Annotated in this window: 30 protein-coding genes; 12 read left to right on the top strand and 18 right to left on the bottom strand. The window is 65.0% G+C overall.

Features of this window, described 5'->3' with window-relative positions; translation table 11 throughout:
* Positions 1–16 precede the first annotated feature (16 nt).
* From AACZ75_RS14940 to AACZ75_RS15015, 16 genes are all read right to left on the bottom strand, one after another.
* Positions 17–544 (bottom strand): DUF3168 domain-containing protein, encoded by a 528-nt coding sequence (locus AACZ75_RS14940; protein ID WP_339873931.1) that lies wholly within the window; start codon positions 542–544, stop codon positions 17–19.
* A complete protein-coding gene (locus AACZ75_RS14945) occupies positions 541–993 on the bottom strand; it encodes an HK97-gp10 family putative phage morphogenesis protein (protein ID WP_339873933.1) in 453 nt (150 codons plus the stop codon). Before AACZ75_RS14945 ends, AACZ75_RS14940 begins: the two co-directional genes overlap by 4 nt.
* Entirely contained in the window at positions 983–1,153 is a 171-nt protein-coding gene (locus AACZ75_RS14950) for a hypothetical protein (RefSeq protein ID WP_339873934.1), read from the bottom strand. The genes AACZ75_RS14945 and AACZ75_RS14950 overlap by 11 nt, the downstream gene beginning before the upstream one ends.
* Before the next feature lies 1 nt (position 1,154).
* Positions 1,155–1,499 (bottom strand): phage head closure protein, encoded by a 345-nt coding sequence (locus tag AACZ75_RS14955; protein ID WP_339873935.1) that lies wholly within the window; start codon positions 1,497–1,499, stop codon positions 1,155–1,157.
* Positions 1,496–2,176 (bottom strand): head-tail connector protein, encoded by a 681-nt coding sequence (locus AACZ75_RS14960; RefSeq protein ID WP_339873936.1) that lies wholly within the window; start codon positions 2,174–2,176, stop codon positions 1,496–1,498. Before AACZ75_RS14960 ends, AACZ75_RS14955 begins: the two co-directional genes overlap by 4 nt.
* Before the next feature lie 177 nt (positions 2,177–2,353).
* A complete protein-coding gene (locus AACZ75_RS14965) occupies positions 2,354–2,785 on the bottom strand; it encodes a hypothetical protein (protein ID WP_339873938.1) in 432 nt (143 codons plus the stop codon).
* Positions 2,786–2,854: 69 nt separating this feature from the next.
* Positions 2,855–4,135 carry a phage major capsid protein gene (locus AACZ75_RS14970; RefSeq protein ID WP_339873940.1) on the bottom strand — a complete coding sequence of 427 codons (1,281 nt, stop codon included), beginning with the start codon at positions 4,133–4,135 and terminating at the stop codon, positions 2,855–2,857.
* Positions 4,136–4,237: 102 nt separating this feature from the next.
* Positions 4,238–5,176, bottom strand: a complete 939-nt coding sequence (locus AACZ75_RS14975; protein WP_339873942.1) for a S49 family peptidase — start codon at positions 5,174–5,176, stop codon at positions 4,238–4,240.
* Complete coding sequence (locus tag AACZ75_RS14980; RefSeq protein WP_339873944.1) at positions 5,173–6,450, bottom strand: phage portal protein; 1,278 nt, start codon at positions 6,448–6,450, stop codon at positions 5,173–5,175. Before AACZ75_RS14980 ends, AACZ75_RS14975 begins: the two co-directional genes overlap by 4 nt.
* The gene (locus tag AACZ75_RS14985) at positions 6,447–6,611 is read right to left on the bottom strand and encodes a hypothetical protein (RefSeq protein WP_339873945.1); all 165 of its coding nucleotides are present in this window, start codon (positions 6,609–6,611) and stop codon (positions 6,447–6,449) included. The genes AACZ75_RS14980 and AACZ75_RS14985 overlap by 4 nt, the downstream gene beginning before the upstream one ends.
* Before the next feature lie 3 nt (positions 6,612–6,614).
* Complete coding sequence (locus AACZ75_RS14990) at positions 6,615–8,438, bottom strand: terminase TerL endonuclease subunit (protein ID WP_339873946.1); 1,824 nt, start codon at positions 8,436–8,438, stop codon at positions 6,615–6,617.
* Positions 8,435–8,893: a P27 family phage terminase small subunit gene (locus AACZ75_RS14995; protein ID WP_339873947.1), complete on the bottom strand. Its 459-nt coding sequence runs from the start codon at positions 8,891–8,893 to the stop codon at positions 8,435–8,437. The genes AACZ75_RS14990 and AACZ75_RS14995 overlap by 4 nt, the downstream gene beginning before the upstream one ends.
* Before the next feature lie 279 nt (positions 8,894–9,172).
* Positions 9,173–9,439 carry an HNH endonuclease gene (locus tag AACZ75_RS15000; protein ID WP_339873948.1) on the bottom strand — a complete coding sequence of 89 codons (267 nt, stop codon included), beginning with the start codon at positions 9,437–9,439 and terminating at the stop codon, positions 9,173–9,175.
* Positions 9,440–9,630: 191 nt separating this feature from the next.
* Positions 9,631–10,137 (bottom strand): hypothetical protein, encoded by a 507-nt coding sequence (locus AACZ75_RS15005; RefSeq protein ID WP_339873949.1) that lies wholly within the window; start codon positions 10,135–10,137, stop codon positions 9,631–9,633.
* Complete coding sequence (locus tag AACZ75_RS15010; RefSeq protein ID WP_339873950.1) at positions 10,137–10,919, bottom strand: ATP-binding protein; 783 nt, start codon at positions 10,917–10,919, stop codon at positions 10,137–10,139. Before AACZ75_RS15010 ends, AACZ75_RS15005 begins: the two co-directional genes overlap by 1 nt.
* 971 nt (positions 10,920–11,890) lie before the next feature.
* Positions 11,891–12,463 carry a hypothetical protein gene (locus tag AACZ75_RS15015; protein ID WP_339873952.1) on the bottom strand — a complete coding sequence of 191 codons (573 nt, stop codon included), beginning with the start codon at positions 12,461–12,463 and terminating at the stop codon, positions 11,891–11,893.
* Between the two features lie 248 nt (positions 12,464–12,711).
* Between AACZ75_RS15015 and AACZ75_RS15020 the strand changes: the two genes are divergently transcribed.
* Complete coding sequence (locus AACZ75_RS15020) at positions 12,712–12,948, top strand: hypothetical protein (RefSeq protein WP_339873954.1); 237 nt, start codon at positions 12,712–12,714, stop codon at positions 12,946–12,948.
* A 622-nt stretch (positions 12,949–13,570) separates the two neighbouring features.
* The gene (locus tag AACZ75_RS15025) at positions 13,571–14,020 is read left to right on the top strand and encodes a hypothetical protein (protein ID WP_339873955.1); all 450 of its coding nucleotides are present in this window, start codon (positions 13,571–13,573) and stop codon (positions 14,018–14,020) included.
* Here AACZ75_RS15025 and AACZ75_RS15030 read toward each other — a convergent pair.
* Positions 13,987–14,649, bottom strand: a complete 663-nt coding sequence (locus AACZ75_RS15030) for a hypothetical protein (protein ID WP_339873957.1) — start codon at positions 14,647–14,649, stop codon at positions 13,987–13,989. The two genes, AACZ75_RS15025 and AACZ75_RS15030, sit on opposite strands and share 34 nt — an antisense overlap.
* A gap of 54 nt (positions 14,650–14,703) precedes the next feature.
* On the bottom strand, positions 14,704–15,078 hold the full coding sequence (locus AACZ75_RS15035) for an HIRAN domain-containing protein (protein WP_339873958.1): 375 nt from the start codon (positions 15,076–15,078) through the stop codon (positions 14,704–14,706).
* Positions 15,079–15,172: 94 nt separating this feature from the next.
* On the opposite strand from AACZ75_RS15035, the gene AACZ75_RS15040 reads away from it, so the two are divergent.
* The 10 genes from AACZ75_RS15040 to AACZ75_RS15085 are packed head-to-tail and all read left to right on the top strand — an operon-like array spanning position 15,173 to position 19,038.
* The gene (locus tag AACZ75_RS15040) at positions 15,173–15,391 is read left to right on the top strand and encodes a hypothetical protein (RefSeq protein ID WP_339873959.1); all 219 of its coding nucleotides are present in this window, start codon (positions 15,173–15,175) and stop codon (positions 15,389–15,391) included.
* Positions 15,388–15,681 (top strand): hypothetical protein, encoded by a 294-nt coding sequence (locus AACZ75_RS15045; RefSeq protein ID WP_339873961.1) that lies wholly within the window; start codon positions 15,388–15,390, stop codon positions 15,679–15,681. Before AACZ75_RS15040 ends, AACZ75_RS15045 begins: the two co-directional genes overlap by 4 nt.
* Positions 15,678–16,043 carry a hypothetical protein gene (locus AACZ75_RS15050; protein WP_339873962.1) on the top strand — a complete coding sequence of 122 codons (366 nt, stop codon included), beginning with the start codon at positions 15,678–15,680 and terminating at the stop codon, positions 16,041–16,043. The genes AACZ75_RS15045 and AACZ75_RS15050 overlap by 4 nt, the downstream gene beginning before the upstream one ends.
* Complete coding sequence (locus AACZ75_RS15055; RefSeq protein ID WP_339873964.1) at positions 16,040–16,363, top strand: hypothetical protein; 324 nt, start codon at positions 16,040–16,042, stop codon at positions 16,361–16,363. Before AACZ75_RS15050 ends, AACZ75_RS15055 begins: the two co-directional genes overlap by 4 nt.
* A complete protein-coding gene (locus AACZ75_RS15060) occupies positions 16,356–16,718 on the top strand; it encodes a hypothetical protein (protein ID WP_339873965.1) in 363 nt (120 codons plus the stop codon). Before AACZ75_RS15055 ends, AACZ75_RS15060 begins: the two co-directional genes overlap by 8 nt.
* A gap of 1 nt (position 16,719) precedes the next feature.
* Positions 16,720–17,526 (top strand): DUF2303 family protein, encoded by an 807-nt coding sequence (locus AACZ75_RS15065; RefSeq protein WP_339873967.1) that lies wholly within the window; start codon positions 16,720–16,722, stop codon positions 17,524–17,526.
* 39 nt (positions 17,527–17,565) lie between these two features.
* The gene (locus tag AACZ75_RS15070; protein ID WP_339873969.1) at positions 17,566–18,081 is read left to right on the top strand and encodes a hypothetical protein; all 516 of its coding nucleotides are present in this window, start codon (positions 17,566–17,568) and stop codon (positions 18,079–18,081) included.
* Positions 18,081–18,386 carry a hypothetical protein gene (locus AACZ75_RS15075; RefSeq protein ID WP_339873970.1) on the top strand — a complete coding sequence of 102 codons (306 nt, stop codon included), beginning with the start codon at positions 18,081–18,083 and terminating at the stop codon, positions 18,384–18,386. Before AACZ75_RS15070 ends, AACZ75_RS15075 begins: the two co-directional genes overlap by 1 nt.
* Positions 18,380–18,625, top strand: a complete 246-nt coding sequence (locus AACZ75_RS15080; RefSeq protein WP_339873971.1) for a hypothetical protein — start codon at positions 18,380–18,382, stop codon at positions 18,623–18,625. Before AACZ75_RS15075 ends, AACZ75_RS15080 begins: the two co-directional genes overlap by 7 nt.
* Before the next feature lie 2 nt (positions 18,626–18,627).
* On the top strand, positions 18,628–19,038 hold the full coding sequence (locus AACZ75_RS15085) for a hypothetical protein (protein WP_339873972.1): 411 nt from the start codon (positions 18,628–18,630) through the stop codon (positions 19,036–19,038).
* The last annotated feature ends 93 nt before the right edge of the window (positions 19,039–19,131 follow it).

Genomic DNA, 19,131 nt, shown 5'->3' on the forward strand with positions numbered 1-19,131 from the left:
GGTGAATGGGTTGCGGTTATTGCGGTTGGCGTTGGTGCCAGATCTCAAAATCCATGCTCACGCGGTACAGGCCGGGCTCGGGGTCCATCAGGTCGAGCTCGTTGGTGAGGCTGATTTGCTGCACCAGGTAGCCGCCCATGAGTCCGCGAAAGTCCACCAGGCAGGCCTCTATCGCCCCCGCCAGCGCCTGCGCGCCGTTGTAGGTGCGGGCGTAGGCATCAAGCTGCTGCTGCGTGCGCGCCAGCCCGGCGGTGCCGCAGTAGGTCACCTGCCGCTCACGGTTGATGGTTTGGTAAACGATGCACGGGACGCGCTGCTGACCGGCATCGCTTTGCGGGATGACCATGGGCCAAATGCGCGGCGGCGGGCCTTGCAGCAGCACTGCGGCCACGGAGTCGGCATCCAGCGCCAACACGGTGGCGGTGCCGTCATCAAACGCGGCGAGCGCAAAGCGTTGGGCTTCGTCCACCTCATCCCGCACGGCCACGATGTTGGCCACGCCGGCGTCAGCCGCCAAGTGCTGAAACAGGCCGTCGTAAATCATTTGCGCGGGGTCCGAGGCCGCCGCTGCGGGCCATTGATGGCGCGCTTGATGCTGCGCAGCCCGGCGCGCCCCATGGCGTCGATCTGCGCGGCCTGCGTGTTGGCCATGGCCGGGCGCAGCCAGGGCCGCGCCGGGGTTTTCGAGGTGCCCAGCTCGCCAAAGATGGCGGCATAGAACGCCTCGGACCGCACGCCAATGGCGGCGCTGGCGCGTTGCCCGCTTCGGTCGAGCTTGGTCACCACGCGCACCGATCGCTTCGAAAAACCCGGCGCCACCAGCCGCCCCTTGTAGGTTTTGTGCATGCGCGTGCCCACGGGGATGTTGGCCTGCGCCTCTTTCTTCACCACGTTGCCACCCGCCCGCACCATGGCGCGCAGCGCTTTGCCGGTGACGGCATCACCCAGGGCGGCCAGTTGGGCGTCCAGCTCAGCGAAGCCTTCAAGCGGCATGGGGCACCACCTTGGCGTGCGTGCCGCGCAACACGGTGCGCTTCACTTTTTCGTAGTCCGGCGTGAGCCCGGTGAGCCACGCGGTGAGCGCCACGCCGTACAGGTACGGCCGCACCCACCACGAAAACCTCACCGCGATGGTGATGCGCTTGCTGGCCATGTCAGCCCCTCCAGCCATCTGCGCCGCGAACGACGCACATGAGGTTGATGTAGGTGCGCCGCTCATCCGGCAGCACGGCGGTGATGTCGTAATAGGTCGGCACGCCGGCCACGGTTTCGACGGCGCGCATCTTGGGCTTGACGTGCGGGCACATACGAATGCGAATGCGGGTGGTCACCTCGCTGGCCACCTGTTGGGCCACGAACAGCTCACGGCCCGACAGGCTGCTGATCTCTGCCCACAGGGTTTCGACCGGCTGCCACGTCCACACCGGTTCGCCACCGGCAATCTGCGTTTCGATGCGTTGCTGCACCTCGATGCGGCGCCGCAGCGGCCCGGCCCTCATAGCCGGAATATCCGGTAGGGCGACAGCAGCGCCTTGGCGCCCTGCGGCAGTTCGTTGACGGTGCCCATCACCTGGTCTTCGCGGTGCTCGTGCAGGCTGCCGAGGATGAGCTTGACGCCCGCCTTGATGTCTTGCGGCACGGCGGCGGGCTCGCCATAGCCCGCGACGAACTCGATGCGCACCGCCTCGGGCACCGCCGCCACGCAGGGCCAGCACTCGCTGTAGCGCGGCAGGATGCGCGGCGGCCAGCTGCTGTTGCTGGCCTGATAGCCGGTGATGGTCTTGCTGGTGGGCTGGCCTTCTGCGTCCAGGTCCAGGCTCATGTAGGTGATGCTGGTGACGCTGAGCAGCGGCCCCAGCGGCAACACGATGGCAGCGGGGAAGCGGTCTGCTGTCGTAAGGCTGCCGAAGCGCGGCGGCCACACCTCGCCATCCTGCGCGGCGTAGGCACCCACCCAGGCGCTGCCGGGAAAGGCCTCAAGCGTCATCTCGAACGAGCGCGCCACGAAGGCGCGGCGGGTGTACTGCTCCGCCATGCGCGCAGCGGCCAGCACCTGCGCTTCGATGAGCGTGTCTTCAGCATCGTGATCAACGCGCAGGTGCAGCTTGGCTTCGTCCAGCGTGAGCAGCGGCGCGGGCGCCGGGTCGTTGGGCAGCTCGGTGAGGCCGTAGCGCATCAGCCGCGCTCAACCGGTGGAGTGGCCACGCGCTTTTCAGGCAGCAGCTTTTTGGCGAGGCGCTTGAGCGCCTCCCGCCGTTTCTGGCAACTCTGGCAGGCCATGGTGGTTACTCCGGGAATTTGGGAAAGGCGCCGCCCGAGCGAAGCCAGGCGGCGCGTGCAACGGTGAAGCGCGTTACTGCACGCCCGCCTGCGGCTCGGGGCTGTAGCGCAGCCCGCTGAGCATGAGCAGGCCAGAGGCGGCCACAGCAACGCTGGTTTCGACCTCTACAGCGACGAAGGCGAAGCCCCCGGCGTCGTCAAGGGCGGAGTCGACCGCGTTGACGGTGACGGTGTACGGCGCGGTGATGGCCGGGTCATCTTCGGGGATGACGACTTCGGTTTCGGCCAGCAGCTTGCTGCCGGTGCCGCCCGCCGCCGTGGCCTGCAGCAGCCGCACGGTGACCGTGCTGCCCTGCAAAACCGCCGGCACGCTGGCGACGCCCGAGAACTGCCGCGCGCCGCTGATGCTGTGATACGGGCCGGTGGCGGCGGTGCTGGCATCAGCAGTCGTCGGCCCGGCCTTGAAGGCGACGAAGTCCGTCGCTTTGCCGTGGGTGATATTCATGTTGCGATTCTCCAAATAGAGGGTTGGAGCCCAGCCCCGCGAGGGGCCGGGTCCGGTGCCGCGTTGGGGTTAGGCCGCGCCGAGCACGATGAAGGGCGATACCTCGTAGCCCTTCTCTTGCTTAAACGGTTTGGTGAGCCAGGGCTGGCCGTCGACGTTCCAGAACACTTTGAACACGGTCTTGTTCTCTTCGAACTTGACGTGCTCGCTGGCCGCCACAAACGGGCCGCTGCCGTCCTTGATCAGGTAGTAGCTGAGGTTGGCCAGGGCGAGGCTGCCCTTGGCATCAGCCAGCGGGCTGAACTCGTTCCACAACAGCGGATAGCCCAGCAGCGTTTGCGGCACGCCTTCGCGGGCGTTGGGCTGCCAGATGAAGTTGCCTTCGTCGTCCTTGATGCGCATGAGCGTGGTCAGCTCGCTTTGCGACGCCGTCCAGATGGGCGTGCCACCGCGCATCAGCAACTTGCCCAGCATGGCGGTGAGGTTGGCGTAGGTGATGCCGCTGGCACCGCGCGACACCGTGACGGTGGCCGGCGCGTTGATCAGACCCATGGGCTTGGCAATGCCGTTGCCGTTGAGGAAGGCATCTTCCTCAGCTGCGATGACGGCATCACGCATCAAGCCCTGCAGCACCGGACCCGCCGCCTGCCAGTTGCGCAGCAACTTGTCGGTGACCTCCAGGGTGGCCGCGACTTCTTTGGGCTCCAGGGTGATCTGGCGCAGCTTGGCGTCGGTCTTGGGCTTTTGTGCGCCCTCGCCGATCCACGTGGTTTTGACGCCGCCGCGGGCAGAGGTGCCGGTGGCGCCGGTGTCCTGATCGAGCGCGGGCATGGTGACGGCGGCATCCGGCGGCGAGCCTGCCGGGATGACGCGGGCGCGCGGCCGGAACATGGCGTCTTGCGCCTCAACCCGCAGCATCTCACCCACGAACTGGGTGGGTACGGCAAAGCCGCCGCTGGGGCCATCGTCCATGCGCTGATCCGCCTTGCGCTCGTGGTACATGGCGGCCAGGCGCTGGTCGTCACGGTTGCGCGCAATCGTCACCATGAACTCGCCGAGGCTTTCAAACTCACGCGCGGCGGCCGGGGCAGCAGCGCCGGGCGCGTTGGCAATGTCAGCCCCGGCAATGTTGCGGGTGCTGTTACGCGGTTGGGTGGCGGTTGCCGTGAGGGTGCTGACATCATCGGCGCGGGCAATGCGCTTTTCGATGGCAGCGTGTTCGGCCTTGAGCGTTTCGAACTGCGCCTGCTCGTCGTCAGACAGGTCGCGATCGTCGGCTTCGGCCCCGTTCACGAGCGCATTCATCTCATCGATGAGTGCAGCCCGCTTTTCGAGCAGTGCTTTGAGCATTTTGGAAACTCCAGTTGATACCGACAGGCATAAAGCCGCCCAGCCCCCGGTCGGTGACGGGAGCGAACGTGATGGCCCGAAGGCCGGGAAAGGTGAGGGCTGCTAGCCGCCCATGCGGCGAATGGCCATGCGGGCGGCGCGCGCCCGCGTTGGGGCCGAGGCACCGCCGTGCAGGGTGGCGCCGTAGCGATTCAGGGTTTCTTCAAGGCTGGCGACCCGGTCGGCCATGCCGCGCTTGACGGCATCGGCCGCCAGCACCATGCGGCCCTGGCCGAACTGTTCGCGCACCACGCTGGTGGCCACGCCACGGCCTGCGGCCACGTCGTCAATGAACATGCCGTGAAAGGCGTCAACGTCAGCCTGGATGGCGGCCTTCGCCTCTTCGCTGAGGGGTTCGTAGGGGTTGCCCTCGACCTTGTACTTACCGGCGCTGATGAGGGTGTCCTTCACGCCCAGTTGCTCCAGGTAGGCGCTAACGTCTTCGTGCAGGGTCCACACGCCGATGCTGCCGACGCTGCCGGAAGGGGTGACGGCCACGTCGTCAAGCTGCGCGGCAATCCAGTACGCGGCGCTGGCGGCGGTGGCGTTGACGCTGCCCACGATGGGCTTGCCGCCACGCAGGCCACGCAGCTCGGCGGCCAGCTCGACAACGCCGTCGGTGACGCCGCCGGGGCTGTTGATGTCAAGCACGATGGCCTTCACGGCATCGTTGTTCTTGAGTTGGCGCAGCTCGCTGCCGAGCCGTTCGTAGGTGGTGTTTCCGCTGCTTTCTTGCAGCGAGCCCATGCGGTGCGTGAGCACGCCACGCACCGGCAGCACGGCCACACTGCCCGAGGCACCGGCAATGCTGGCGGCCTTGCCGGGCGTGACCTTGGCGTTGTTGGCCAGGTAGTGCACACCGCCGTTGTCGGGCTCGGCATCGAACTCCAGGTCGCCGCCCTGAGCCTTGATCTTGAGCGCGGCGAGCATGGCCGTGAGCTTGTCCGGGTCCATGGCCCAGGTGCGGCTGGCGGCGTACATGAGCAGGTGGGCGTATTTCATTCGGTGACCTCGGTGGTGTCTTCGTCAACCGGCGCGCGCGCCGGGGCGGTGGCCGCAGTGGTGCCCGGCGCGGGCGCATCCACCGGCACCCAGTTGCCGGGGCGGTGGTAGCCGTCGAGGCCGGGTTCGGTGTTGCGGTCTTCCAGCTCGCGCACGTCGTTGGCGCTAAACGCCCCGACCTCGCGCATGCCTTTGTAGAAGGCGACGCGGGCGGCCATGTCGCCGCGCAGCAGCGCCTGGGTGCTGCACTTGACGTAGTAGCCCTGCGCGCGCTCGGTTTCGGTGAACAGCTTTTCGTCGAACTCCAGCTCCATCTGCGCGATCCACGGCCCGAGGGTGTAGACAACGAAGCCGATCATCAGTTGTTCGATGCCGCTGCCCCAGTTACTGGTGCCCGAGGCCTCTTGCAGCATGGCCAACGGCACGTTGTACATGCGGGCGATTTCGGCAATCTGGAAGCTGCGCGAGCCGACGAACTGGGCATCGTCCGGGCTGACCGTTGTCGGGATGAACTTGGCGCCCTCTTCGAGCACCTTGATGCGGTGGGCACTGTCGAGCCCGCCCTGTGCAGCCACGCTGTCGGCCAGGTTCTTTTGCGCCTGCGGGCTGAGCGACAGCGGGTGCTGCACAAAGCCGCCGCTGCGCGCCTCGTTGGCGAAGAACTTGCCGCCAAACGTCTCCATGGCCACACCCATGCCGATGGCGTTGCGAGCCAGGGTGATGGGGGAATAGCCCAGGTAGCCGTCGTGCCCCAACGCCTTGAGGTGCACCACGCGGTCGGGGTCCAGCGAAAACGATTGACCGCTCACCTGCGTCTGGTAGCGGATGTGCTGCGGCTCGTTGGGGTCGCGCTGCGGATACGTCACGTCGGGCAGCAGCGGCCACAGGGCGACGGTTTCACCGCGCCCGTTTAGTTCGTTCTCCCAGTAGCCGTTGCCCCAGCCCAGCGCATGGCTGAGCAGGGTTTGTTTGAACGTGAAGGCGTTCATGTAGGGGTTGGGCCGGTCACGCAGCAAGCGTGTGATGCGGTGCCCCGGCTGCATTTCGGTGCGGCCACCCGAGCTGCGATACACGTGGAACGGCAACATGCCCACGCTGTCGGCAATGCGGCTGATGGCGGCGTACACCACCGGCAGGTTCATGGCCGTGAACTGGTTGACGGAAACGCCCGACTCGGTCCGGCCGCCGAAGCCACGGAACATCCAGTGGCCACCATCGCTGACCGACTGCGACGGGCCGAACGATCCGGCGAAGAGGTTGCCGAGCCAGCTCATTCGGCGATGCTCCGCGCCAAGTACACCAGGCACACACCGGTGGCGAACAGGCCCAGCGACAGGTCAACCAGAAAGCCAGCGGCGATGAGGCAGCCACCACCGGCCACGGCGGCGCCCAGCCCGATCACCTGGCGGGCGATGGGCTTGCGTTGTTGCGGCATGGGTTAGATCTCCAGTACGCCGCGGTCTTCGTAGACCGAGCGCTTGGGTGCTTGCTGCACCATGGCCCGCGCGGTGGCCATGATCAGCGCGATCACACCATCGATCTTTCGCTGCTCCTGGTTCTCGGGCTTGCGCGGGTAAATGTTGTCTTTGGCGTCGCGGTGGCAGACCACGTTGGTGATCATCCAGCGCAGCACGGGGTCGCCGTTGTGGTGAAACTTGCCCTGCAGCACGAGCTCTTGAATGTGCTTCATGGGCTCGCTGAAATTCATGACCAGCGGGCGCAGCTCCACCATGGGCGCGCCCTGTTCCAGCATCTCGCTGGAGAACTGAGAAAGGTGCGCGGGGTCGTACGGCACCTCGCGCACTTCGAAGCGGTTGCGGTCTGCTTGCAGTGAGTCGCGCACCAGCTCGATGTCAAGCACCGGGCCGGGCGACAGGTGCAGGTGACCGCCCTGCGCGAAGCCGTACATTTCGGGGTGTTCGCGCGGGTCGGCCTTGGCGTCGGGCAGCCAGTAGTCGCCGAACGCGTAGTAGTGATCGTCACGCCGGAACACGCGCACCTTGGCGAAAATGTCGGTGCGGAACGCGGCGTCCAGCGCGACATAGCAGGGCTCGCCGGTGAACTGGTCGAGCGTGAGGCTGGTGTCGGCGCAGGCGTCCCACTTGGCCATGTCCATCCACGACGATTCGGCGGCCAGCCATTGGTTGCAGGCCTTGGTGCGGAACTCCGGCTGCGACTGCGGGCTGGCCACGGCCTTGTCGCGCTTGGCGCGTAGGTCCGCAACCGAGACCGATACGCCCAGGTTGGGGTTGGCCTTGATCCAGTTGGCCTCGTCGGCCCATTCGTCGTCGGGGCGGTCGTCTTCGGCGTAGCCGCTGTCGAGGGTGTAGATGAGGCCGAACACGGTGTCGTCTACCAGGGCGTCACCTTCGACGCGGTAGCCCATGCCGCCGTGCGCCAGCAGGGTGCTGTTGAGCACGCGCACCAGGTAGCCGCGCTGTTCGTAGCACACGCCGGCGGTGTTGTAGCCGGCGGTGGTGATGGCGATGCCAAGCGGTTGTTCGCGCGCGCCGGTGGCGCTATCGAGCACGTCGTACAGGCCGCGATCCTTCCAGGCGTGCAGCTCGTCCGCGATGAAGGCGTGCACGTTGAGGCCGTCCTGCGACTTGCTGTCGCGCCCCAGCGGGCGGTACTTGCTGGCGGTGTCGCGGCGAAACACGGCCTGGGTGGTGCTGTCGCAGCCGAGGCCATAGGGCGGCATGGCGCGGAACTCGGGTTCGAGCCGCACCATTTCCACTGCGTCGTTCCAGACGATGCGGGCCTGTTCCTCTTTCGTCGCGGCGCTGTAGACCTCGGCACCGGGTTCGTCATCGGCGGCCATCAGGTACAGCGCCAGCCCTGCGCACAGGGTGGACTTGGCATTCTTGCGCGCCACCTCGAAGTACACGCGGCGGAAGCGGCGCAGGCCGGTTTCGCGATGCACCCAGCCGAACATCACGCCCACCAGAAACACCTGCCAGTCACCCAGCACGATGCGCGGCCGGGTGAGCACGCCGTTGATCAGGCGAAGGCGCGCCCACTCGCCCTTGATGTGCGGCAGGCACTGAATGAAATGGCAGGGCCGCCCGGCGCGCTCAACGTCAAACCGGTACGGCCAGGCGGGGTCGTTCTCGGACCGGGCGAGGTCATCCAGATGGCGGCGGCAAGCGGCCCTCACGAACTTGCCCGCCACCACTTCGCCGCTGAGCACGGCGTGCGCGTAACGCTCCGCCCGTGCCGCGAACGTGATGTGCGTTGCGGACTCGGGCGGGTTGTGCGTCATGCGAAGCTCGCGAGGCTGGGCAGCTGGGCGGCGTCGCCGTTGGCGGGCGTCATGCCGGGCAGGTGCAGTTGCGGCGATCCGGGCTTGACGCGGGTGCGCGAGGCGGGCGTGAGGCCGAACTCGCTGGCCAGCTTGAGGTACATGGTCTGCGACTGGCGCCGGATCTGTTCGTACACCGACACGACGCGGTAGTCGTTGGGGGTGCGGTCGATCAGGCCGCGCTCACCCTGCGGGTCTTCGGCGTTGACTTCGGCGATGCGCTTCTCCGCCCACACGTATCGGCCCCACTCGGTGGCCAGCATGACGAGCACGCCACGGTCGATCTTCGAGACCAGGCCGTAGCGCTCAAGCTCTTTGCCCAGGCGGCGGTACTCGGTACGGGCCTCGCCCTGCACCCAGGCGGGCAGGCCGGGCAGCTCGACGTCGGGCGCGAACTCATCGAGCAGCGTCGCCATCGGCTTCTTGCTGGGGTTGCCCCGCAGCTGCACCACGTTACTGGGGAGCGCCGGGCGCCCGACTCGTCCTGCCATCTGTCGCCCTCCTGTTGAGCGCAGCCCACAAAAAAGGCCAGGTCGTCAGACCCAGCCTCACGAAAACCAATCACCTCACATCGATCAAACCACCAACCTCACCCCAACCCTGAATACCCCCCCTCCACATTTCCCGAAACCCAAATAAACACTGGCACGACGGTGTAGAGCGGTCGAGGTTTCAGACTTTTGAGGGGCCTGGGGTCAGCGGCCGAAGCCGCCATCCTCAGTTGCGGTTTTACGGTCATGGCAGGGCTTGGACATCGCCTGCCAGTTGTTGCGATCCCAGAACAGCGCGCGGTCACCACGGTGCGGCACCACGTGGTCAACCACTGTCGCGGCAAGCACCCTGCCTGCCTGCTGGCATTCAGTGCATTCGCAGATCGGATGCCGAACCAAGAAAGCCTTGGCCGTCATGCGCCAGCGGTAGGTGTAGAGCTTGCGCGCCTCGGTGTCGCGGTTGCGATCCACCTCGCGTCGCACGGCTGACTGATGCCGTTCGCAGTACCCAGCTCGCTCGGCGTTGTAGACCAGTGCACCGCATGCCGGATACCTGCACGGCCTTGGTGCTGCTGCGCCCATGTCGTAAGCCCTTAACGCAAAAGCCCAGCGCTTGGCCGGGCTTTGTATTTGTTGCGGGTGCTGAATCCACCGATGGCGTTTTATGCCATGCGTTTACCGGCGATGCAACCAACATGCTCGTGATACAGACCCAAGCCCATGACTCTGTTGAGAATTATGACCGTTTCACCCAATCCATAGACCCGCATCATCAACGTCTGTCGCGCAATTGCCAGCAACTCACTCACGAATTGCTGACGCACACCCAAGGCATCACCCACCTGCGCCTGGGGCACCTTGAGTGCGGTGCCCAGCAGCACCAGCTGGTGGGCCTTGGGCATGTCGCAGACCGCCGCATGGATGCTCGCCGGCCAACTGCACTGCCGCCGCTCATCACTCAGCAGCCCAGCCAGCACCGCGTCGGCGTGCTCAGTGTTCGACCGCGCCGCACGCGACACCGCCGCCCACACATCACCGTCACCCTCACCCGCAGCAGGCCCAGCGGTCGACGCACGCGGCGGCGCATAGAACTGCATCAGCCACTCAGACCAACGCTCAAGCACCAGGGCAAACACCCTGTCGTCAACAGACTTCAGGCGCACGCCCATCACTCGCTCCCGTTCATGGATGACCGCGACGCGCGGCGGCTCTTGCCGTTAATCACCACCTTCATCCCCGCGTCACGCAAACGGTCGAAAGCGCGCTCACCAATCACCGGGATCAGGTTCGCGGGGCTCAGGTTGCTCACCACCACCGTCGGGCGCAGCTGGTCATACCGCTCACCCAGCAACCCGGCCAACCGCCAGGCATCGTTCTCCACGCCACGGCTCGCGCCCACGTCATCCAGAACCAGCACGTCGGCAGCCAGATACGGCGCCAACACCTGGTCCTCGCGCTGCTGGGCCAATCTGCCCCACGTGGCGCGGATGGCATCCAGCAACCCGGCAGCCGTCACGTACCTCACCCGCTTGCCACCGCCAATCAGCTCACGCAGCAACGCCGCCGCCGCTGCCGTCTTGCCCACACCCACCGGGCCCAACAGCACCAGCGCACCATCACCACCGGCCAGCGCATCCGCCAACCAGACACCCAACGCCTCCGCATCATCGGCCCGCAGATCGGCCATGCCGAAGCACTGATAGCGCGGTGGCAACCCGCAGGCCTGCATCGCCGCATCCACCCACCCCGCCCGAGCCTGCAACTGCTCCTCGCGAGACACCGCCGCCATATCCGCAGCGGCACACGCGGCGCAGCCGCTCGCACGGCCAGCAAACACCCGCACCCGGTACTCGTGCCGGTGCACCACGCAGCAGGCCAACCCAGCCACCTCGGACAACCGCTCCGTCAGCGGCAACGGCAACACGTTCGACAGGCGACGCGCCTCGCTCATAGCGGCGCCCCGTAGTCCTGCTCCCCCAGCATCAGCGGGTTACTCGCAGCCCGCCGTTGCCGAGGATCAAGCTCAGCCCGCGCCAACCACGACTGCACCATCCGCTCGATCCCCGCTGGTGTCTTGCGCCGCTTCGGGTTCGCCTCACACCACGCCACCATCCGCCGAAGCTGCGCGGCCACATCGCAACCGGGAAACGCCATGCGGTACTTCGCCAACGCCGCGTCACTCGGCCACCACGACTCCCCGTTTTTCAGCGGGATGCCGGTTGGCCGTGGAGACAGTTGCTCAGCACCAACAGCCGCCGAAACCGTTTGCTCCGGACAAGCTGTTAATGGTTCCTTTACGGTTCCTTTACGGTTAAGCCCCGTCACTGTGACGGGGGTGGGGTGCCACTGTGACGGGGGTCCCCCGTCACTCTGACGGGGGTGGGGGTGACACTGTGACGGGGGTGACACTGTGACGGGGGTGACACTGTGACGGGGGTTGGGCTGTGAATAACTCGCCTCGCGGGATACCGAAATCCGGTAAATCGTGCTCCTGCCCGAGCGCTGATCCACCGCCACAAAACCCGACTCAATCAGACAAGCAAGCGCCCGCTGAACAGAGCGCGGCGACAGGCACGTCCGCTCACAAAGCGTCGTCACTGATGGCCAGCAAACACCATCATCATTCGCCTGATCGGCCAAACTCACCAACACCGCCTTCTGTGCCGCACTCATCTGCAACGGCCACACCAACGACATAATTCGCGTACTCATCGGCGCCCCCCTGCAAAGTGCCGTCCAACCCGCTCAATTGCCTCCGCACACGGCACACACAACACCGCCCCAAGCGCACGCCGCCGCTCAGGAATGTCATTGCCGCAATCACCACACTCCGGTGGCCCCATAGGCCGCACTGGCAACTGCGCGGCCCGGCTCAACGCCTCCTGGCGCTCCAAGGCCAGCGCCTGCGCTGCATCCATAAGGTCAGGCATCTTTCGACGCATCCATCACCGCCTGGGCGCGGTTACGCATCACCACCGCCGCCGCGCACAGGTTGTCCAACTGATCAATCAGCTTTGGCAAATGCGGCAAGTCCTGCTCGTCAATGCGGCCATCGGCCAGCGCGGGCGCCATCGCATTCAGCACCTCGCCAAACTCACCCGTCAGCGCACTCGCCTCACGCAGCTCAGCGCCCGGCGCGAGCGATGAAATCGAAACACCCAAAAAGCCATAGCGGCGCGCCAAATCGCGACGGCAACGGTCGGTGTACTCACCGCCCAACGCCGCCACCCACGCCTCTTCCAGATCCACCGGCATCCGCGTTGTCGCGTCAGGGTTCATAAACCGCGCCACGTGCTGCGCGTTCGTCGTGGCATCGCGAAACACATCGCCACCCACCTTGAACGTCACCGCCCGCAAAGGCTCCGGCACCGACGCGTGGTAATGCTCCACCAGCCGCGCCGCAAACGTCTGCATGCTGCAGCCCGTCGCCTGGTGCATCTCAAACCAGGCACGAAACAACACCGCCGAGCGCGGCTCCTGTGAATCACCAAACATAGTCAAGCACTCCGGCAGTGAATAACGTGAGCCCATGACCACTGGGCCTGCCACGCAAACGAATAAAAAACCCGCCGCCGGAAACCGGAAGCGGGAGGCCACGTGCAGGCGCAGAGGGCCCAAGGAAGTGAAAACCCAACTGCACGCGGGAGGAGAGCAAAACGCATCAGCAGACCCCCACAAAGAGGCCTGCACCCCGGTGATACGCTCGGGCTCTCACACCAACGAACACACCACCAGGGGCAGACATGGAAGACGTCATTGCAGCCGTCCGCGAGGGCATCTCAAACACCCCCATCGGGAAGACATTCACCATCAATTTCAGCGGCAGACCCACGCCCATTCGTGTCCAAATCGTATTTTCTGGCGGATGGGCGCTCGACTTCGTTCTGCCGGCCGGTCAGCCCCTCGAAATCGTCAAAGGCGCCGATGGATATCTCAAGGAACTGTCCATCACCCTTCTCGACCGAACAGGCCCGCACTGACAGACCGGTCTCGTTGCGAACAAGAACGTTCACAGTTCGAGCCTCGACTTGATAGTGATTCGGCTCATGTGCGCCCCCGGCATGCAGCCAGAAGCCACGCTCGCAATCGCCCCACCACTGCAATCCCCTTCGGCGGCGCGCGAACCTCCGCCTCCAAAGCAGAAATAGCCGAAGCGTTTGCGTTGATCTGCGCCGCTCGGGCCTCGACATCGCGCGCCAGTGCAGCAATGGCCCGGCTGGTCATGGCAAACACCGATCGGCGAGTGGCAGGGAGAGCAGGGGCATCAGGCGGCTTGGCTACTGGGTGGCTGCTTCGCCCCAGACCGCACAACGTGCCAAGGCACATCGTCGCGGAGGTCCTCACAGCGGACCGCTCCAGCGGTTTCGCGCTCGATGCGAATGCAAAGGGCCTCACCCGGACGAGCGTTTCCGCTGGCCACAAGGTTCAGATACCCGGCAGTGCTTTCAACGCGCCTCGCGAAATCAGTGCGGGGCGCCCCCGGGCGAAGCTGTTGGTACCAATAAGCGCGGAAGTCCATTCGCCAACTGTAGTGTTCACTATTGTTGCCGTCAATAGTGTTTGCTATTTCCGGGCTCGCAAGCGGACGCGGATAATTGGAGCATGAGCAGTCAAGATGCAAAAGAGGACGATCCGATGCCCGCGATTCGCCGCGCGCGCCTCGCTGAATGGATGAGCACGAAGGGCCTCAGCAAGGCCGAAATGGACCGCTTCTACGGCGTGGCGTCGTCCTATACCTACCAGCTTCTGACAGGTCGCTCGCCTTTCCGGGAGGTCGCTGCGCGCAACCTTGAGCACCAACTCAAAATGACACCCGGCTATCTGGACATGCGCTCAGGTCGCGATCCCGACCTTTTATCGACTCAATTTTCCCGGATCGAAAGCGAACAGGTCAAAAAAATGGTGCTCCGCGCGGCGGAGCTGGGCGCCGACCAGCAAATCAGCGACCAAGACGCCTCAATGTTCCTTGCGATAATGGAGCGCATTGCGCAATACGATGCCCGCCCTCCCGGCGCACATCAATCCCAGGACAAGCCGCCCGGCTCGAAATGAAGCGTGCGCTGTCCATCGCGGAAAAAAGTCAGCCCGACCACCACCTTCTCCGCGCCCTTCAAACGACGAACAAAGCCATCAACCTCTCGCAGAAATAGCGATTCGGAGCTGTGATCCGCAGGTTCGATGCCGGTGTAGCGCAGCGGACTTGCCTCATCAAACCTGACCGGCACATCGCAACCCTGAGAGGCCGAGCACAGTATTTGCCCACGGAACAATCTGATCATCACGTCATGTCCGTGCGTGGGATGCCTGCGAAGCACAATCCTCCCGAGCTGGGGCTTGGCGTACGGCCGGGTCAATTCAACCGTGTTGGTCGAATAAAGTGTCGCCGTCTTGACCGTCTTACCAGTCAGCTCGTCGATGTATTCCTCATACTTCCACGCCTTTCCTTGAAGAATTTCTGCGGCCTCGATTGCCTCCGGAGACCGCTCACTGCCGACGTCAGAACCCGCTGCCTCCGCTACCGACGGCTCAACGGTGTCAGCCACGCGGGTCGCCATGTAAGCACACGAAAAAACCATCACCGCCAGCGGCGCCACGAAAATCCATTTGATCACCTGGCCCACCGTCACACCCCGCTTGCGCGGGTGGGCGCATGTCGGGCAAGCCGCCGCCTCGCTGCTCATCTGGCCCCCGCATGCGGCACACTTAATTAGCGCCATGCAAATGTCTCCCCGTAACTAATCGCTTTGAATCTGCAATTTTAAGCTTACGCGAGGGCGCGGCAGATCGGGCGGCGCCCAAAAGCTGTCAACGCACGCCTCAAGGCGCGAGCCTCGATCCATGAGCTTGGCCAGCCCAACAGCCCTCGGTGCTTTGACGTACCCGATTTTTACCGCACGCCTTGGGATCAATCCCAGAAATGGCCCCCGTCGGAGAAGCACCGCAATCGCGTTGGGATCGTGGGGATTATCTGGCTCACGCCGAAGGGTGACGCGGGCGCCGACGGCGCAGTAAAGCCGGATCAGCTTGGCTCGGTCATCGTGGCCCGTGCCTGCCACGATCATGCTCATTATTTTCATGGCCGCCTGACGGCAGAAAGTGAATCTCAGCATGCCGTAGTGCGCATTTATTTTCACCAAGACTAGCGTTTACTATTGACACCATTATTAGTGTTCACTACTGTGCAGCTCTCAACCGGAGCCGCCCATGCAAACCCAGCAACCGCAACACCCCCAAAGCCCCGCCGCCACCTGCATTGCCCGCGCCCTTATAGAGCTGCCGCGCGGCACCCGAGTGGTCGACTTTGAGCGCGACCTTGCCGCCCTGGCCAACCGCTACGGCTGCAACCTGCAGCGCAGCAACGACCCCCGAATGCCACTCAACTACGAGCTGCGGCAATTGCCACAGCAGGCGGCGCGGGCATGAACGGCCTACGCATCAGCATTGGCCGCATCAGCGGCAATCCGGCGCTGACGGTCACCGACCGGCACCGCAGCACCCTCACCGTCTACGCCGCCTGCGGCGGTCAGCCAACCATGGCGGTCGTGAATGCCTGGGCGGGCGATGACTACATCGCCGGGCTGTCAATCACCGGCAGCGCCGCCGAGATTCACACAGAGCGGGCGCTGCGCAAACTGCTGCCCTGGGCGTTCCGACAGCCCCCACCACCCGGCAGCAACCCGCAGCAAGCCGCACAACAGGCGATGGCCGCATGAGCATCACCAAAGGCTTCGGCACCCGCTACGACGCCCAAACCGGCGTTGCGCGCAGCTACTACTACCGCGACGGCGTCATGCGCTGGTCCGACAACGACCAACCCCTACCCAATGCCGAGCAACTGCCCGGCGACCGCGCCAAGCCGCAGGCCTCGCCCCCCAACCCCGGCATGCTCAACGCCAGAATCAAATGGCTTGAAAAGCACATCGCCATCGAGCGGCACAACTGCGCGCGGCGCGTAAAGCTCAACAAAATGCACCCCCACACCGCAGACGAAATCATCAGCTCGCTCGAAGGCATACACACCACCCTCATCGCCTACCGCGACAGCCTGCAAGCGCAGCAGGTGGGCCCGCAATGACACCCGACGACGTCGCCCGCCTGCAGCGCTTCGCCTGCGACATGGCCCGCAGCGAGATTGAGTGCATGTGCCTGCACCAATCACCCGACGGCGGCCCCGCAACGCTGGCCAACACATGGCTCAACACCCGGGACGAAATGGACGACTACGAAGCCCAACAAATCGCCGAGTGCATCTGGGTGCTGGAGCAACACCGACAGCTCATCCGCCATCCCGAAAAAACCCATCTGGTGCGACATGTCGCACACCCCACAAATCCGCACCTGGTGCGGCTCAAACCCGCTGCACCCATCACCACCGGAGACACCCCCAATGGCTGACAGCCACAACACCGACATCGCCCAGCTGTTGGGCGAGCTTAACGGGGGCGTGCTTGAGCAAATGATCAACCACGCCCTGTCCGACGTCGCCGCCAACGTTTGCCAGACCGGCAAAAAGGGCACCGTCGTTCTCAGCTTCACGCTTGAGCGCATTCAGGAGAGCAGCCAAATCACCCTGAAGCACGGCCTCAAAACCACCACGCCGAAACAGCGCGGAAAAATCGTGGAAGAACACGAAACCGCCACCCCGCTGCACGTGGGCCGCGGCGGCACCCTCACCCTTTTCCCCAACACCCAAACCTCGCTCGAAATGGGCGCAGGGGCCGCCACCGGCCGCACCGACGGAGGTCGATAACATGCTCCCCATAGAAACCCTCACCCGCATCGAAAAGCTCGTCACCGAAGCCGCCGCGCCGGTCTTTCTCGAAACTCACAAGCCCGCCCTGCTGATCGACGGCAAAGTGGTCGACATCGAACACCTCAGCGAAGGCCGCAGCCGCTTCCGGGGCCAGTTCAGCACCAGCGTGCTGAGCGAGTTCGCCGCCTACCTGCGCGACCACTCCGGCGAAGTAACGTCAGACCTGTTCATCAGCCCTGACAAAGCCATCGCCATTGCCTACCTCAACCTGGGCGACGCCAACGACCCCGGCCATGGTGACTGGAAGGCCCAACTCAGCCTCAAAGAAACCGCCGCCTATGCCGCCGCCCTCATGGCCTGCGGCAGCCGCTTCACCCAGCGCGAAATGGCCGAATGGGCCGAAGACTGGGCAGGCAACCTTACCGCCTTCAACGGCGAAAACCAGGTGCCGCTGAGCGCCGCCATTGCCGCCATTCGCAACATCACCATCGCGGCCAAAAAAGACGTCACCAACACCGACGAAGACTTCGGCGCCAGCCGCAGCGCGCTGGAGCAAATCGAAGCCCGGGGCGCCGGCGGAATGCCCACGCATTTCTTGCTGACCACCGTGCCGTACACAGGCTTCACCGTGCGCGACATCAAGCTGCGCCTGTCCGTCATCACCGGCGACAGCCCCGCACTCAAGCTGCGCATCGTCGGCAAAGAGCAGGAGCAAGAAAACATCCTCACCGAGTTCAAAGAGCGCCTGCAAGAGGCCACTCGCGAACACGTCACCACCGCCGTCATCGGCAGCTTCTCACCCTAAGCCCACCGGAGACCGCCTCGGCAACGGGGCGCGTACCTCATGCGCCAGCGCCTCACCACCGATCTATTCCACCGCCTCGCCACCTGGGCCAACAAACGCCCGGCCAACTTCATCATTGGCCACGCCACAGCCCCCTACATGCGCCGCTGGTACGTGCTGCCGCGCAACCCACTGCTCAACATCTACCTGCACCAGATTCTCCGCAGCGACGAAGACCGCGCCCTGCACTGCCATCCCTGGGCAAGCATCAGCATCATCCTCAACGGCGAATACACCGAAGTGCTGCCCGCCCGCCAGACGCAAGACGCCGCGCTGGACTACCGCCCCGGCTGCACCCGTCACCTCGTCCGCAAGGCGGGTGACATCACCCTGCGCCGCAGCGGCAGCCATCGCCACCGCCTCGTCATCACCCCCGGCGGCAAACCCTGCTGGAGCCTCTTCATCACCGGCCCCGTGTACCGCCGCTGGGGCTTCTGGTGCGCCAAAGGCTGGGTGTACTGGCAGCACTTCGTGAGCGACACCAATCGTGGCGTCACCGGCCGGGGGTGCGGCTGATGAGCAACCACCGCCCCGCGCAACCCGGCGACCAGATCGACGTGGCCGACTACGTGCACCACAAGCCCAGCGGCGAAGACTGGATGGTCGGCGCCGTATCCAACGGCCAAGTCATACCCTGCGGCTGGCCACTCAGCTACGCGCCCATCACCGACTGCACCCTTACCGACAAAGCGTCCGATGAAGAGCGCCAAAAGCTGCTCACCGAACTCTGCGCCATGCAGAACAGCAGCGACCCCCGCTGCCGTCTCGCCCGCGAACGCCACAGCCGCGAAACCACCACCCCGGAAGCCCCGCAATGCTGACACTGCAAACCCAACAGGGCCTGTACTGGATCAACGTGGGCCGCATCAACCTGGGCGACGACTGGCAACCCCGCCTCGACGCCCTGCGCGAAGTCGCCATCGCAACCAATCAGGCCTACCGCGTCGTCGACGCCGCCGGCACTCTCAACGCCTTCGTCATCGCCCACCTGCACGCCGATGGGCGGATTGAGCGGGTTGCGGATGAGCAGGGTGAGGGAGCGGAGGGGGCAAACGCCTAACCATGCGCACCCACATCAACAACACCTTCGCCGAAATCCAATCCGATGTCCTGCGCGCCCTCGACGGCATCGGCGTCCGCAGCATCGACAGCCTGCGCGACCTTACCGAGCGCCGCTACACCGCCGACCAACTGCAAGCCGCCGTCCGCAACCTCGTGGCCGAGGGCCGCGTGGCCGTCGACCACAACAAAGGCATCCACCGCCCCGACGCCGCGCCCAACTGCGAAGCCGCAAACGACCACGCACCACGGCCCCCGCGCCAACCCAAAAAGCGCCAGCCAATCGACCAACTGGCCCAAAAACTCCACACCCTCGAAACGCTCGCAAGAGCACTCGACCCACAAATAAAAATCGTTCTGCACGCCATCCGCCACGACCTCATGCGGCTCAACAACAACAGCGCAACCACATGACCAACCACTACAAATCCGGCGAAGCCAACCCAAGAACCCGCCACAGCGACCAAATCGTGCGCCGCGCCCGCCTCATTTACGCCCGCGGCTACA

The organism is uncultured Brevundimonas sp. (genome assembly GCF_963975535.1).
Lineage (GTDB): Bacteria > Pseudomonadota > Alphaproteobacteria > Caulobacterales > Caulobacteraceae > Brevundimonas.

Excerpts from the sequence above, each read along its gene's own strand:
- AACZ75_RS14940 (WP_339873931.1), bottom strand. The coding sequence starts at position 544 with ATGATTTACGACGGCCTGTTTCAGCACTTGGCGGCTGACGCCGGCGTG.
- AACZ75_RS15035 (WP_339873958.1), bottom strand. The coding sequence starts at position 15,078 with ATGCTGAGATTCACTTTCTGCCGTCAGGCGGCCATGAAAATAATGAGC.
- AACZ75_RS14985 (WP_339873945.1), bottom strand. The coding sequence starts at position 6,611 with ATGCCGCAACAACGCAAGCCCATCGCCCGCCAGGTGATCGGGCTGGGC.
- AACZ75_RS15070 (WP_339873969.1), top strand. The coding sequence starts at position 17,566 with ATGCGCCAGCGCCTCACCACCGATCTATTCCACCGCCTCGCCACCTGG.
- AACZ75_RS14965 (WP_339873938.1), bottom strand. The coding sequence starts at position 2,785 with ATGAATATCACCCACGGCAAAGCGACGGACTTCGTCGCCTTCAAGGCC.
- AACZ75_RS15085 (WP_339873972.1), top strand. The coding sequence starts at position 18,628 with ATGCGCACCCACATCAACAACACCTTCGCCGAAATCCAATCCGATGTC.
- AACZ75_RS15050 (WP_339873962.1), top strand. The coding sequence starts at position 15,678 with ATGAGCATCACCAAAGGCTTCGGCACCCGCTACGACGCCCAAACCGGC.
- AACZ75_RS15060 (WP_339873965.1), top strand. The coding sequence starts at position 16,356 with ATGGCTGACAGCCACAACACCGACATCGCCCAGCTGTTGGGCGAGCTT.
- AACZ75_RS15020 (WP_339873954.1), top strand. The coding sequence starts at position 12,712 with ATGGAAGACGTCATTGCAGCCGTCCGCGAGGGCATCTCAAACACCCCC.
- AACZ75_RS15045 (WP_339873961.1), top strand. The coding sequence starts at position 15,388 with ATGAACGGCCTACGCATCAGCATTGGCCGCATCAGCGGCAATCCGGCG.
- AACZ75_RS15075 (WP_339873970.1), top strand. The coding sequence starts at position 18,081 with ATGAGCAACCACCGCCCCGCGCAACCCGGCGACCAGATCGACGTGGCC.
- AACZ75_RS14975 (WP_339873942.1), bottom strand. The coding sequence starts at position 5,176 with ATGAAATACGCCCACCTGCTCATGTACGCCGCCAGCCGCACCTGGGCC.
- AACZ75_RS14960 (WP_339873936.1), bottom strand. The coding sequence starts at position 2,176 with ATGCGCTACGGCCTCACCGAGCTGCCCAACGACCCGGCGCCCGCGCCG.
- AACZ75_RS15025 (WP_339873955.1), top strand. The coding sequence starts at position 13,571 with ATGAGCAGTCAAGATGCAAAAGAGGACGATCCGATGCCCGCGATTCGC.
- AACZ75_RS14995 (WP_339873947.1), bottom strand. The coding sequence starts at position 8,893 with ATGGCGACGCTGCTCGATGAGTTCGCGCCCGACGTCGAGCTGCCCGGC.
- AACZ75_RS14955 (WP_339873935.1), bottom strand. The coding sequence starts at position 1,499 with ATGAGGGCCGGGCCGCTGCGGCGCCGCATCGAGGTGCAGCAACGCATC.
- AACZ75_RS15030 (WP_339873957.1), bottom strand. The coding sequence starts at position 14,649 with ATGAGCAGCGAGGCGGCGGCTTGCCCGACATGCGCCCACCCGCGCAAG.
- AACZ75_RS15080 (WP_339873971.1), top strand. The coding sequence starts at position 18,380 with ATGCTGACACTGCAAACCCAACAGGGCCTGTACTGGATCAACGTGGGC.
- AACZ75_RS15055 (WP_339873964.1), top strand. The coding sequence starts at position 16,040 with ATGACACCCGACGACGTCGCCCGCCTGCAGCGCTTCGCCTGCGACATG.
- AACZ75_RS15005 (WP_339873949.1), bottom strand. The coding sequence starts at position 10,137 with ATGGGCGTGCGCCTGAAGTCTGTTGACGACAGGGTGTTTGCCCTGGTG.
- AACZ75_RS15010 (WP_339873950.1), bottom strand. The coding sequence starts at position 10,919 with ATGAGCGAGGCGCGTCGCCTGTCGAACGTGTTGCCGTTGCCGCTGACG.
- AACZ75_RS14980 (WP_339873944.1), bottom strand. The coding sequence starts at position 6,450 with ATGAGCTGGCTCGGCAACCTCTTCGCCGGATCGTTCGGCCCGTCGCAG.
- AACZ75_RS15040 (WP_339873959.1), top strand. The coding sequence starts at position 15,173 with ATGCAAACCCAGCAACCGCAACACCCCCAAAGCCCCGCCGCCACCTGC.
- AACZ75_RS14990 (WP_339873946.1), bottom strand. The coding sequence starts at position 8,438 with ATGACGCACAACCCGCCCGAGTCCGCAACGCACATCACGTTCGCGGCA.
- AACZ75_RS15065 (WP_339873967.1), top strand. The coding sequence starts at position 16,720 with ATGCTCCCCATAGAAACCCTCACCCGCATCGAAAAGCTCGTCACCGAA.
- AACZ75_RS15015 (WP_339873952.1), bottom strand. The coding sequence starts at position 12,463 with ATGTTTGGTGATTCACAGGAGCCGCGCTCGGCGGTGTTGTTTCGTGCC.
- AACZ75_RS14945 (WP_339873933.1), bottom strand. The coding sequence starts at position 993 with ATGCCGCTTGAAGGCTTCGCTGAGCTGGACGCCCAACTGGCCGCCCTG.
- AACZ75_RS14950 (WP_339873934.1), bottom strand. The coding sequence starts at position 1,153 with ATGGCCAGCAAGCGCATCACCATCGCGGTGAGGTTTTCGTGGTGGGTG.
- AACZ75_RS14970 (WP_339873940.1), bottom strand. The coding sequence starts at position 4,135 with ATGCTCAAAGCACTGCTCGAAAAGCGGGCTGCACTCATCGATGAGATG.